Genomic DNA, 11988 nt, shown 5'->3' with positions numbered 1-11988 from the left:
ACCCCACCAAGTTCAGATCAATAGGGAGGAGTGAATCCCCGCCTCTAGAACATCACACAACCGCAACTGCTTTGGACTGCTCCTGGGCCTTCAGCACGTCTTCCAATCCGGCCAGATCCTCATCGGTGATCTTGGTCTGCATCGGGCAGTGCTTGGGGCCGCACATTGAGCAGAATTCGGCTTCTTTGTAGATGTCGGCCGGCAGGGTTTCGTCGTGGTATTCGCGGGCGCGTTCGGGATCGAGCGAGAGATCGAACTGCTTGTTCCAGTCGAAAGCGTAGCGGGCGCGGCTGAGTTCGTCGTCGCGGTCGCGGGCGCCCGGGCGGTGGCGGGCGAGGTCGGCGGCGTGGGCGGCGATCTTGTAGGCGATCAGGCCCTCGCGCACGTCTTCGGCGTTGGGCAGGCCCAGGTGTTCCTTGGGGGTCACGTAGCAGAGCATCGCCGTGCCGTGCCAGCCCGCCAGCGCCGCGCCGATGGCGCTGGTGATGTGGTCGTAGCCGGGGGCGATGTCGGTGACCAGCGGACCCAACACATAGAAGGGAGCTTCGCTGCACTCCTCCATCTGCTTTTTGACGTTGAACTCGATCTGGTCCATCGGCACGTGGCCCGGACCTTCCACCATCACCTGGATGTCGTGCTCCCAGGCGCGGCGGGTGAGCTGGCCGAGGGTTTTCAGCTCAGCAAACTGGGCGGCATCAGAAGCATCGTGCTGGCAGCCGGGACGCAGCGAATCACCCAGCGAAAAACTGCAGTCGTAGCGCTTGAAGATCTCGATGATGTCATCGAAGCGCGTGAACAGCGGGTTCTGCTTGTGGTGATACAGCATCCACTGGGCCAGGATGCCGCCGCCGCGGCTCACAATGCCGGTGAGGCGCCCCTTCACCAGCGGCAGGTGCTCGATCAGCAGGCCGGCATGGATGGTCTGGTAATCAACTCCCTGCTGGCAGTGCTTCTCGATGATGTGCAGGAAATCATCGGCGTCGAGCTTCTCGATCGAGCCGTGCACACTCTCGAGCGCCTGATATACCGGCACGGTGCCGATCGGCACGCTGGAGGCATTGATGATCGCCGTGCGCACCTCATCGAGGTTGACGCCGCCGGTGGAGAGGTCCATCACCGTGTCGGCGCCATATTTCACGGCCAGGCGCAGCTTGGCCACCTCTTCATCAAGGTCGGAAGCGTTGGGGGAAGCGCCGATGTTGGCATTCACCTTGCACCTCGACGCGATGCCGATCGCCATCGGCTCCAGGTTGGGGTGATTGATATTGGCCGGGATGATCATGCGGCCCCGGGCCACCTCCTCCATCACCAGTGATTCGGGTAGGTTCTCGCGCTTAGCCACGAAGGCCATCTCTTCGGTCACCACGCCCTGACGGGCGTAATGCATCTGCGACACGTTGGCGTCACCACGACGCTTCTCAATCCAGGCGCTGCGCATGATCGACTCGAAAAAGGGGCGTTCGGACCGGGGGCCGCTGGGAGGCGAGGGCACAACTCCGGATCCGGACGCCACCGGGGCCGATCGGCCTGCGGTTGCATTCGGGACACTTCCCTGCGCCGGCATGACCCGGATCAGGTTCGGAGGGTGTGATCTCAGCCGGGGCGTGAAGCGCTCTTCTTGTGGGAAGTGTGCTCGGGCCCGGCACCCCTAGTGACTGGCCAAACCTAGCAAGATTTCAGGATTGCAGTCCGTTCAGGGCCGCGGCCACCACCCGGTGGTCTCCGTCCTGCTGCAGACCCCGCAACAACGCGCGGGCCGCTTCTGCCCAGGCCGGCGATGCCGGCGCGGCCTGCGCGGCTGAGTCGCGCACCAGTCGAGAGAGGATTTCAGCGCCGCCCACCCGCACGGTGCCGTCAGCATCGGCGATCGCCATCTCCGAGAGCTCCAACAGAGCCTCCGGATCAATCTGCGGTTGCTCAGCCAGGGCGGAGAGGATGCTGCAGCGCACCAACCACTCGCCATCACGGGCGAAGGCATCGCGCAGCAAGGGCCAGGCCCGCTCGACGCCGTAACTGGCCAGGGCATTGGCCGCTTCGGCCCGCACGTTCGCGTCCTGATCCTCACTGAGGGCCGTGATCAGAACCTGCCAGGCTTCTTCGTTGCGCTTGATACCCAGGCCAGCACAACTCATCGAACGCACGATGAAGGGCTCCTGCTCCAGGCCGAGCAGGAGTAGGGGAACGGCCTGCTCAGGCTCAAATCGCCGCAGGTCCACCAGGGCCGGCATGGCCCGAACCGGGTCGCCGGAGAGGATCGCCTGGCGCAGGGCCTCCAGATCGCCTGGAGAATCAGAATCCGATCGAGGTTGAACCATGCCTTCACCCTCCCATGGAAACGGGTGGATTGGGGTGCGGCGGTGGCGACGCCAACGGCTGGCCACGGAGGGCCTCCACCAGCCTGCGGCGCCGGCGAGACCTCCGCAGACGACTGGTGACCATCAGGCCAGAACCGATCACCAGGGCGGGAACAGCCTGGAGACGCTGGCTGCCGTGGCGCGCCAACAGACTGATCATCGCCAACAGGATCAACAGGGGCGCCGCCAGGGCCAGCAGGGGACGAATCGCCGGCAGAGGGGATCTCAACCCTGCCGCTCCATCCAAAGCAGCAGGCTGAGGGCGAGCACCTTCACCCCCACCGCCAGCGAGCGTTCATCGGGATTGAAGCTGCCGTTGTGGAGCGGGGCGCATCCCTGAGCTCCGGCCACCCCCAGACGGAACATCGTGCCGGGAGCGGCCCGAAGCAGTTCGGCGAAATCCTCCGCCCCCAGGGAGGGCTGCTCCAGCCGGATCACCTGCTCGGCTCCAAGCAGCGTCACGGCCGCCTCTTCCACCAGGCCCGTGAGGGCGGGGTCGTTGTGAACGGGTGGTGCAATGCAGCGGTAGCGCACCTTGGCCTCACCGCCGTAGCCGCGGCAGATGGCCTGGACGGTGTCTTCGATCCAGCCCGGCAGCTGGGCGTGCACGGTGGTGTCGAGACAGCGAACGGTTCCGAGCAGGCGCACGTGGTCGGCGATCACATTGAAGGCCTTGCCCCCCTCGATCCGCCCGAAGCTGACCACCACCGGCTGAAGGGCGTCGAGGCGGCGGCTGATCGCCTCCTGCAGGCCGCTCACCACCCGCGCCGCAATCCAGATCGCATCGATCGACTGGTGGGGTCTGGCGCCATGGCCGCCTTCGCCCAGCACCTCCACCTCCAGCTCGCCAGCTGCGGCCGTGAGGCTGCCGCTGCGCACCCCGATGCTGCCCACCTCCAGGCTTGGAAACACATGCAGGCCGAACAGGGCTTGCACCCCCTCCATGGCGCCATCGGCCAGCATCCAGGCGGCTCCTGTGGCGATTTCCTCGGCGGGCTGAAACAACAGCCGCACCCGGGCCTTGAGCTCTCCGGCAAAGGGAGCCAGCAGCCGGGCCACCCCGAGCCCCACGCTGGTGTGTAGGTCATGGCCGCAGGCGTGCATCAGACCCTGCTGGCAGGAGGCAAAGGCCAGACCCGTGCGCTCTTCCACCGGCAGGGCATCCATATCCACGCGCAAGGCCACCAGCGGCGCCCCCACGGGGCCCAGCTCGGCCACCACGCCGGTCCGGCCCACACCCTCACGCACCGTCCAGCCGAGCTGCCGCAACTCCCCGGCCACCAGGGCCGCCGTCTGATATTCAGCCCCGCTCAGCTCCGGGTGGGCATGGAGATGGCGGCGCAAACCAATCAGGTCCGGCAGGGCCTGCTCCAGGGCCTGCTCCAGGCCAAAGCGCTCGAGAATCTCCGCCGGCCGCAGGCGGGCCGCCGCGGAGCCTGGCGAGGCAGAAGAAGCGGGGAAGGCAGCAGACGTGGCAGCGGGAATCATCGGCTCGCCAGGTTCAGAAAATCTTCAAGGGCGCTCACGGGTTTCGGAGGCCAGCGGCGAATAGCCGCTAACCATTCTGGCTGGCGGTAGCGCGGGTCGAGGCCTGAGGCCGCCGCCCAGTTGCTTTCCGCCTCCCCTGAGGCCCCGCGCAACCAGAGCAGGGCAGTAAGCCCTGCCCGGGCATCGGCAAACAGCGGATAGCGACGGATCAGCTTGCGGAACTCCGCTTCCGCCCCGGCCAGATCACCCTGCTGGAAGGCCGCCAGCGCGGCGCTGGAGCGGGCCATCGGGAACCCGGGCCGGGCGGCGGCGGCCGCCTCAAAGCAACGGCCGGCCTCTTCCCACTGCTGCAGCGATCCCTGCACATTGCCCAGGTTGTAGAGGGCGGAGGCCTCAGCGGGATCACGGGCCAGGACCCAGCGGTAATCGGCTTCCGCCAGCTCCCACTGGCCGAGGGCCTCCTCGGCGATGCCGCGGTTGAGATGGGGATCGAGGCTGCCTGGCTCCAGCTCCATCGCTTTGGCCTGATCGGCGATAGCCGCTTCAGGGCGGCCAAGCGCCAACTGCACGTTGCCGCGGTTGCTCCAGGCCGAAGCGTCGTTGGGGGCCTGCTCCAGCACCCGATCCCAGAGCGGCAGTGCGTCGCCGAAGCGGCCCTCGCGGCTGGCGTTCAGGGCCTGATCGAACAGCTGGGGAAAGGCCAGCTGGGTGGTGAGCAGCAAGGCCAGCAGCCAGCCCATCAGGCCGCCTCCGGCCAGCCGAGATGCTGGCGCGCCGCCGGCGTGGCCACCCGACCACGGGGGGTGCGCAGCAGAAAGCCCAGTTGCAACAAATAGGGTTCCACCACCGTTTCCAGGGTGATCGGATCCTCGCCAAGCCCGGCAGCCAGGGTGTCGAGGCCCACCGGCCCGCCGCCATAGCCCGTGAGCAGCAGCTCCAGCAGGCGCCGGTCGCTGGCATCAAGGCCCCGGTCGTCGACCCGATGCAGGCTGAGCGCTTCGGCCACCAAGGCCGGCCCGATGCGGGGTTGGCCGCGCACGCTGGCCACATCGCGCACCCGGCGCAACAGGCGATTGGCGATACGCGGCGTGCCGCGGCAACGGCGGGCCACCTCGGCGGCGGCCTCGGCGTCCAGCTCCAGATTGAGCAGGCCGGCGGCCCGCTCCACGATCGCCTGGAGATCGGCGAGACCATAGAACTCCAGCCGCTGGATCAGGCCGAAGCGGTCACGCAGCGGTGAGCTCAAGGCGCCGGCCCTGGTGGTGGCTCCCACCAGGGTGAACGGCGCCACAGGCACCGAGCGGGTGCGGGCGGTGCTGCCGCGGCCAACGGTGAGATCAAGGCGGTAGTCCTCCATGGCCGGATAGAGCAGCTCCTCGGCCACCCGGTTGAGCCGGTGGATCTCATCGATGAACAGCAGCTCGTGGGGCTGCAGGTTGATCAGCAGGCCGACGATGTCGCGGGGGCGCTCCAGGGCCGGCGCACTGGTGATGCGGCAGCGCACCCCCAGCTCCTCGGCGATCACCAGGGCCATGGTGGTTTTGCCGAGGCCAGGGGGCCCGTAGAGCAGCACGTGGTCGAGGGCCTCGCCGCGGTTGCGGGTGGCTTCCACGGCGATGCCGAGCACTTCTTTGAGTTCCCGCTGGCCGATGTAATCAGCCAGCCGCCGCGGCCGCAGACTGTCTTCCCGGTTGGGCAGCGGCGCCTCGGCTTCCCCTTCCTGGAGCGGCTGGCCACGGGGATCGAGCAAACGCGCCGCCGCTGCGGCGGGCGGGCGGGCAGGTGGCTGAACTCCACCGCGCCCGGCTCCGGAGGAAACGATCGCCATGGCCCCGACAGTAGGCAGGCCGGAGGCTGTTTAGGGTCAAGGCCTGCGCTGGTGAGGGAGATGGCCAAGGGAGGAGGCAAGAAAGCCGCCAAGGCGGCCCGGGATGCCGCCAACCGCCTGCTGGCCGACAACCGCTTCGCCCGCCATCAGTACGAAATCCTCGAAACCATCGAAACCGGCCTGGAGCTGGTGGGAACGGAGGTGAAATCAATCCGGGCCGGCAAGGCCAACCTGCGCGATGGCTTCTGCCTGATCCGCAGCGGCGAGCTGCAGCTGCACAACGTTCACATCTCCCCCCACAGCCACGCCAGCGCCTACTACAACCACGAGCCGCTGCGCACCCGCAAGTTGCTGGCCCACCGCCGCGAGATCGACAAGCTGCGCATCGCCCTCGACCAGAAGGGGCTCACCTTGATCCCGCTCAACCTCCACCTCAAGGGATCGTGGATCAAGCTCACCATCGGGCTGGCCAAGGGCCGCAAGCTGCACGACAAGCGCCAGGACGAGCGCCGCAAGGATGCCGACCGGGAAGTGCGCTCAGCCATGGCCAGGCTTTAGCCCTCCGGCTCTGGCCATCCCGCTTTAGCCATACAGTCGCGGCAGAGGAGGTGGGGCCTGGATGTCTGCACTGACGCGCTGCTTGAACGAGGAAGCCGCGGCGATCGCGGCGGCGGCCACGCGGCTGGAGGCAAGCCAGGTGGATGCGGCCCTGGATCTGCTGGAGCGCTGTGCCGACCAGCGGGCCAAATTGGTGATCACCGGCGTGGGCAAAAGCGGGATCGTGGCGCGCAAGATCGCCGCCACCTTCTCCTCGATCGGGCTGATGGCGCTCTACCTCAACCCGCTCGATGCCCTGCACGGTGACCTGGGCGTCGTCGCCCCCGAAGACGTGGCTCTGCTGCTCTCCAACAGCGGCGAAACCCAGGAGCTGATCGAGATCCTGCCCCACCTGCGCCGGCGGGGCACTGGCCGGATCGCCCTGGTGGGCCGGTTGAACTCAAGCCTGGCCCGCGGCTGTGAAGTGGTGCTCGATGGCGGCGTCGATCGTGAGGTCTGCCCACTGAACCTGGCCCCCACCGCCAGCACGGCCGTGGCCATGGCGATTGGTGACGCCCTGGCGGCGGTTTGGATGGAGCGGCGAGGGATCTCACCCGCCGACTTCGCCATGAACCACCCAGCCGGTGCGCTCGGCAAGCAGCTCACCCTCACGGTGGGTGATCTGATGGTGCCGGCCGAGCGGCTCCACCCCGTGGCCGAATCGGCCAGCCTCCAGGCCGTGATCGCCCTGCTCACCCGCGATGGCGCCGGGGCCTGCTGGGTGCGCAAGAGCGGGCCGGGCGAACGGCTGGCCGGCCTGATCACCGACGGCGATCTGCGCCGGGCCCTGGAGCAGCATCCGGCCACGGCCTGGGCCGAGCTGCAGGCCACCGCACTGATGACCGCCGACCCGATCACCGTGACGGCGGATCTGCTGGCGGTTACCGCCCTGGAGCGCATGGAGCGCAACCGCCGCAAACCGATCGGCGTGTTGCCGGTTTTAGGGCAGGAGGGAATGGTGGTGGGCCTGTTGCGGCTGCATGATCTGGTGCAGGCGGGGCTCAGCCCAACGGCGCGCTGAGGGCCAGGGCCCGGGCCTGCTCCAGCTGCTCGGCGGTGTCCACCGAGAGGAAATCGCCGTCAACGGGGAAGGTGCCCACGGGGATGCCAGCCTCGATCAGACGCAGCTGCTCAAGCTTCTCGATCTGCTCCAGCGGCGAGGCGGGCAGGCCAGCCCAGCGCGCCAGCACATCGGCCCGATAGCCGTAGATGCCCACATGGCCCCAGTAGGGGGCGTGCTGGGGCCAGTCGGCTGGCTCGATACCGCGCACGTGGGGGATCGCCGAGCGGGAGAAGTAGAGGGCGCGGCCGTCTGCTGCCAACAGGGTTTTCACCACATTCGGGTTGTGCACCTTCTCGGCCGCCATCCGGTACACCGGGGTGAGCACGGCAGGGGCTGGTGTGGTGGCGCTGAAGGCCTCCGCCATCGCATCGATCACCGCCGGATCAAGGAAGGGCTGATCTCCCTGGACGTTGATGATCACCGTGCGGGCGGGATCGGGCGGGCCCGACTGCGGCCCGGCGGTGGCTTCTGCGGCCAGGGCCATGAGCGCCTCCACCACAGACGCGAGGCGGTCGCTGCCGGAGCTGCAGGAGGCCGCTGTCATCAGAACGGGGAATCCCCAGGCCTCAGCCTCCTGCCGCAACAGGTCGCTGTCGGTGCAGAGCACCACCGCTGCCGCCCGTCGGGACTGGCGGCAGCGCTCCAACACCCGCCGCAGCATCGGCTGGCCGCCGATGTCGGCCATCACCTTGTTCGGCAGCCGCGACGACTCCAGCCGGGCCGGCACCGCCACCAGGCAGCGCCAAGGAGACACGGCCTCCTGCTGCAGGTCCGCCTCGTTCACCGCTGGGCCCCGGTTGCTGCTGCGGAGCTTATCGCCGCGGCCGTGAGCCCTAAAGCCGTTCGCGATCGAGCCGCTCCGCCCGCGCGTGGCGCAGCCGCTCCCCCAGCTCCGGGCCAGGCGCGATCCCTGCGGCGAGCAGATCCGCCGCCGTCAGGTCCCCGCGCAGATGGCGCCAGCGCAGCCACCAGCGCAGCAGGGGTCGGCGGGGGCCGCTGCCGGCGGCCAGGGCCAGGGCCACCGCCGCTGGGGTGCCCCCCCCACCCTCGAGCAGCGCCGACCAGCGCGATGGCGACCAGGCGCCGGTGGAACCCGGCCAGCTGGCCTGCTCCAGGCGCTCCACCAGCAACAACCACTGGGCCAGCAGGTGCTGTTGGCGCTGGGGAAGCTGCAGCCGCTCGGCCAACGCCAGCGGATCGTTGGCCCCGGCCAACAGAGCCACGAGCGGGGGAAGGCCGAAGCGAGCTGCCCAGCGCAAGCGCCGCCGCCAGTGGCGGTCGGCCTGGAGCCCGCCATCGAGCAGGGCCAGGGCGCCCCAATCCTGCAACGCCGCCAGGGCGGCCTGCCACGGCTCCCGCTCCAGCAGCAACTCCAGCTCCCGGCGCAGGCGGGTGCCGAGCGCCGCCGGTGCCAGGGCGGGATCCTGGCCCTGGCACCACGACCAGGGCCAGGCCACCAGGGTGACTTGCGCCTGGCTCCGGCTCTCCGCCGCGAGGCGGAAGCCGAGACGCGCGGCATAGCGGGCCGCCCGGATCAGGCGGGTCGGGTCGTCGCGCACGCTGCCGGCGTGCAGGAAGCGCAGCTGCCGGTGGGCCAGGTCGGCCTGCCCGCCATGGGGATCGAGCAGGACCAGCGACGGGCCAGCCAGAAGATCTGCCCCGCCGCAATCGCCGCTGGAATCGCTCCTGAACTCTTCAGCGGATTGGGGGGTCAGCACCAGGGCCATGGCGTTGATGCTGAAGTCGCGGCGGGCCAGATCGTCTTCGAGCCGGCCGGCCTGCACCAGCGGGTTCTCCGCCGCCACGGGATAGCGCTCCAGGCGGGCGGTGGCCAGATCGATCAGCAGTGGGCCCTCCGCCAGCTGCAGCTCCATTTCGACCGTGCCGTAGGCCCCGTGTTCCTGAAGCTTCAGCGAGGCCGGCCCGAGCTGCCTGCCCAAGGCCTGCCCCAGCCGCTGGGCGGCCTGCGGGTCACAACCTTCAGCATCGGGAGTCGCCCCCTCGCAGCCATCCACCACCAGGTCCAGATCGGTGACGCCCCGCCAGGGGTCGCGGTGCACGGTATGCAGCAGCAGATCCCGCACGGCGCCTCCCACCAGCGCCAGGCGATCTCCAGCGGCCGCTCGCTGCAGCAGCGGCCAGAGGGAAGCGGGAATGCCGGGAATCTCCACGGCGTCGAGCGGACCAGTGGGCAGTGAGTGCATCATCCCGGAGCCGGGTGCGGCCGCCTTCACCAGCAGGCACAACGGGCCCGGGCCTGGCACAAGAACGAGGCTACGGCGACCGGATCAGCCGGGAGCTGTTCTCCAGCAACCACGGCCCGGTAGAGATCAGCCACCCGCCAGCTCTCGGTGCCTGAATCAGCGCCATGGCGGGGGATCAGGTGCAGGTGAAAATGACGCGCCCCCTCCCCGAAAGCGATGGCATAAACCCGATCACAGCCAGCCAGCTCCTTCACCAGCGCGCTGCAGCGCCGCAGCATCGGCCCGAATGCGGCGGCTTCCGCCTCATCAAAAGCGTCTGGGCCTGGCACGTGCCGGCGGGTATCCAGCAGCAGCCAGCCCACCAGCGGACTGGGATGGGGATGGTGCCGCAGCAACCAGGGGCCGCCGCAGTAAAGCAACGAATCGGCAGCGGGCTCAAGCTCCGCCTGGATCTCGCAGACCCCGCAGTTGAGACCAGCCACCGCTGCGTCGCTGCCGAGCACTCCGCTCAGTCCCACAGGGCCATGGCGTCGTCGCGGGCTCCGAACCATTCGGCCGCCAGTGGACCGCCCATGGCGCGGTCCTGGCGGAACCAGGGGCCGCCGAGGGTCCAATGCAACAGATTGGGACCGGTCTGCTCAGATCCTTCTCCAGCTTCCGGCCCGGCCTGCACGGCCACCAGATGGTTCCAGGCGGTGGGAAGCGCACCGATCTCATGGTCGCCTGCCAGCCAGTGGAAGCGATGCAGTTCCAGGCCGCTGGCGGTTTCGACGTAGGCGGGTGTGAGGGCGGTGCAGCGGGCGCAGTTGAGCAACATCAGCGAGCTCCAGTTCTTTTTTGGATAGGCGCTCTGCACTTCCCCCAGAAACTTCGCGGTTTCCGTCGGAACGTGGTCGTGCTGCACGCACTGAACGGCGAAACGATCGTCGCGCAACGCCCAGAGGGCGGCGATGTCCGTGCGGCAGAGCATGTCGCAGTCCATGAAGATGGCCCAGCCCTCGTAACCCATCAGATGGGGCACCAGGAAGCGGGTGAAGGAGAAGGCCGTGCTCTGCTTTGGATCGCGGGCACGGGTGTGGTGTTCGCCCAGCTGTTCGGCCACGATCGGGGTGATCGCTAAGGGCAGGCTGCTGTGTTGATACAGGCTGTCAATCAGCACGTTGGTGGCGACCCGTTCCCGCGGGTCGTAACCGATGAAGATGGGGACGGGTCTGCTCATGGATAGAGGGTAAGGGTCGAGATGGAGACCGTCAGGATCGTGCCCGAGAGCGGGCGCCCGGCCGAGCCGGCCGATGTCACGCTCCTGGCCACGGCCGATTGGGACCATCCGCTCTGGACCAACAAGCAGCATGTGGCCTGCAGCCTCGCCGAGCTGGGCCACCGGGTGCTGTATGTGGAGTCGCTGGGCCTGCGCGCGCTGCGCGCCGGTGGCTCCGACTGGAGACGGGTGCTGCAGCGGCTGCGCCACGGCCTGCGTCCACCGCGGCAGGTGCGCGAGCGGCTCTGGGTCTGGTCGCCGCTGGTGCTGCCGGGGGCCAGCGGCGGCGTAGCCGCCTGGCTGAATCGCCAGGTGCTGCGGCTGGGCCTGGCCCGTTGCCGCCGCCGGCTGGGGCTGCGGCGCGACTGGCTCTGGACCTACAACCCCCGCACCCTGGAGGTGCTCGATGCCCGCCCTTACTCACGGCTCGTCTATCACTGCGTCGACGCGATCCAGGCCCAACCGGACATGCCGGCGGCCGCCATCGACCGGGCTGAAGCGCGGCTCTGCGCCGAGGCCGATGCGGTGTTCGTCACCTCGCCCCAGCTGCTGGCCGACCTGCGGGCCCTCAATCCAGCCACCCTCCACTACCCGAATGTGGCCGATGGCGCCCACTTCGCCCGGGCCATGGATCCAGCCCTGGCCGTGCCGGCCGAACTGGCCGCCCTGCCAGCGCCACGGATCGGCTTCGTCGGTGCCATCAGCGCCTACAAGCTGGATCTGACGCTGCTGGAGACCCTGGCGCGGCGCCATCCCCACTGGTCGTTTGTGCTGATCGGTCCGGTGGGCGAAGGGGATCCCTCCACGGATGTGGCGGCACTGGCGGCCCTGGGCAACGTGCACCTGCTGGGCACCAGGCCGTACAACGCCTTGCCCGCCTACCTGAAGGGCCTTGATCTGGGCCTGTTGCCCCTGCGCCTGACCCCCTACACCCAGGCGATGTTTCCGATGAAATTCTTCGAGTATCTGGCGGCGGGCCTGCCCGTGGTGGCCACGGCCATCGACGCCCTGCAGCCGTTCGCCAGCCTGGCCCTGCTGCGCCCACCCACCGCAGAAGCCTTCGCCACAGCCATCGCCGCAGCCCTGCGGGGTGAAGGGCCGGCCCTAGCCGAGCGGCTTGCCGGAGCCGCGGCCCACACCTACCGGGGCCGCACCGAAGCGATGCTGCAGGATCTGAGCCGACTGGAGTGAAGCGG

The 11988-nt window shown here is 68.8% G+C and carries 13 protein-coding genes and 1 riboswitch; of the genes, 3 read left to right on the top strand and 10 right to left on the bottom strand.

Annotated elements, in window-relative coordinates; genetic code table 11:
* Positions 1 to 52: 52 nt before the first annotated feature.
* The 6 genes from thiC to ruvB all read right to left on the bottom strand — a co-directional run bounded on the left by thiC (position 53) and on the right by ruvB (position 5670).
* The gene (thiC, locus tag BM449_RS08075; RefSeq protein ID WP_071802098.1) at positions 53 to 1438 is read right to left on the bottom strand and encodes a phosphomethylpyrimidine synthase ThiC; all 1386 of its coding nucleotides are present in this window, start codon (positions 1436 to 1438) and stop codon (positions 53 to 55) included.
* 94 nt (positions 1439 to 1532) lie between these two features.
* Positions 1533 to 1660, bottom strand: a riboswitch (TPP riboswitch).
* A gap of 16 nt (positions 1661 to 1676) precedes the next feature.
* On the bottom strand, positions 1677 to 2315 hold the full coding sequence (locus BM449_RS08070) for a HEAT repeat domain-containing protein (RefSeq protein ID WP_071800796.1): 639 nt from the start codon (positions 2313 to 2315) through the stop codon (positions 1677 to 1679).
* A gap of 4 nt (positions 2316 to 2319) precedes the next feature.
* Entirely contained in the window at positions 2320 to 2583 is a 264-nt protein-coding gene (locus tag BM449_RS08065; RefSeq protein ID WP_071800795.1) for a DUF3188 domain-containing protein, read from the bottom strand.
* On the bottom strand, positions 2580 to 3842 hold the full coding sequence (locus BM449_RS08060; RefSeq protein WP_083544470.1) for an amidohydrolase: 1263 nt from the start codon (positions 3840 to 3842) through the stop codon (positions 2580 to 2582). The genes BM449_RS08065 and BM449_RS08060 overlap by 4 nt, the downstream gene beginning before the upstream one ends.
* Positions 3839 to 4582, bottom strand: a complete 744-nt coding sequence (locus tag BM449_RS08055) for a tetratricopeptide repeat protein (protein ID WP_071800794.1) — start codon at positions 4580 to 4582, stop codon at positions 3839 to 3841. Before BM449_RS08055 ends, BM449_RS08060 begins: the two co-directional genes overlap by 4 nt.
* Entirely contained in the window at positions 4582 to 5670 is a 1089-nt protein-coding gene (gene ruvB, locus BM449_RS08050; RefSeq protein WP_071800793.1) for a Holliday junction branch migration DNA helicase RuvB, read from the bottom strand. Before ruvB ends, BM449_RS08055 begins: the two co-directional genes overlap by 1 nt.
* A 60-nt stretch (positions 5671 to 5730) precedes the next feature.
* Here ruvB and smpB point away from each other — a divergent pair, with 60 nt between their 5' ends.
* Positions 5731 to 6228 carry an SsrA-binding protein SmpB gene (gene smpB / locus BM449_RS08045; RefSeq protein ID WP_071800792.1) on the top strand — a complete coding sequence of 166 codons (498 nt, stop codon included), beginning with the start codon at positions 5731 to 5733 and terminating at the stop codon, positions 6226 to 6228.
* Positions 6229 to 6289: 61 nt separating this feature from the next.
* On the top strand, positions 6290 to 7288 hold the full coding sequence (locus BM449_RS08040) for a KpsF/GutQ family sugar-phosphate isomerase (RefSeq protein WP_071800791.1): 999 nt from the start codon (positions 6290 to 6292) through the stop codon (positions 7286 to 7288).
* On the opposite strand, the gene kdsB is transcribed toward BM449_RS08040, so the two are convergent.
* The 4 genes from kdsB to BM449_RS08020 all read right to left on the bottom strand — a co-directional run bounded on the left by kdsB (position 7269) and on the right by BM449_RS08020 (position 10753).
* Positions 7269 to 8084, bottom strand: coding sequence for a 3-deoxy-manno-octulosonate cytidylyltransferase (gene kdsB / locus BM449_RS08035; RefSeq protein ID WP_071802096.1), 816 nt, complete (start codon positions 8082 to 8084; stop codon positions 7269 to 7271). The two genes, BM449_RS08040 and kdsB, sit on opposite strands and share 20 nt — an antisense overlap.
* A gap of 79 nt (positions 8085 to 8163) precedes the next feature.
* Entirely contained in the window at positions 8164 to 9537 is a 1374-nt protein-coding gene (locus tag BM449_RS08030) for a CCA tRNA nucleotidyltransferase (protein WP_233830576.1), read from the bottom strand.
* 23 nt (positions 9538 to 9560) lie between these two features.
* Positions 9561 to 10052, bottom strand: a complete 492-nt coding sequence (locus BM449_RS08025; RefSeq protein ID WP_120352774.1) for a diadenosine tetraphosphate hydrolase — start codon at positions 10050 to 10052, stop codon at positions 9561 to 9563.
* A complete protein-coding gene (locus tag BM449_RS08020; RefSeq protein ID WP_071800790.1) occupies positions 10043 to 10753 on the bottom strand; it encodes a hypothetical protein in 711 nt (236 codons plus the stop codon). Before BM449_RS08020 ends, BM449_RS08025 begins: the two co-directional genes overlap by 10 nt.
* A gap of 21 nt (positions 10754 to 10774) precedes the next feature.
* Here BM449_RS08020 and BM449_RS08015 point away from each other — a divergent pair, with 21 nt between their 5' ends.
* Positions 10775 to 11983 (top strand): glycosyltransferase, encoded by a 1209-nt coding sequence (locus BM449_RS08015; RefSeq protein WP_071800789.1) that lies wholly within the window; start codon positions 10775 to 10777, stop codon positions 11981 to 11983.
* Positions 11984 to 11988 lie beyond the last annotated feature (5 nt).

The sequence above is a fragment of the Synechococcus sp. SynAce01 genome (assembly GCF_001885215.1).
Classification (GTDB): Bacteria; Cyanobacteriota; Cyanobacteriia; order PCC-6307; family Cyanobiaceae; genus Regnicoccus; species Regnicoccus frigidus.
The sequence above is the reverse complement of the archived record's forward strand: the minus strand, read 5'-3'. Positions and strand labels throughout refer to the sequence as shown.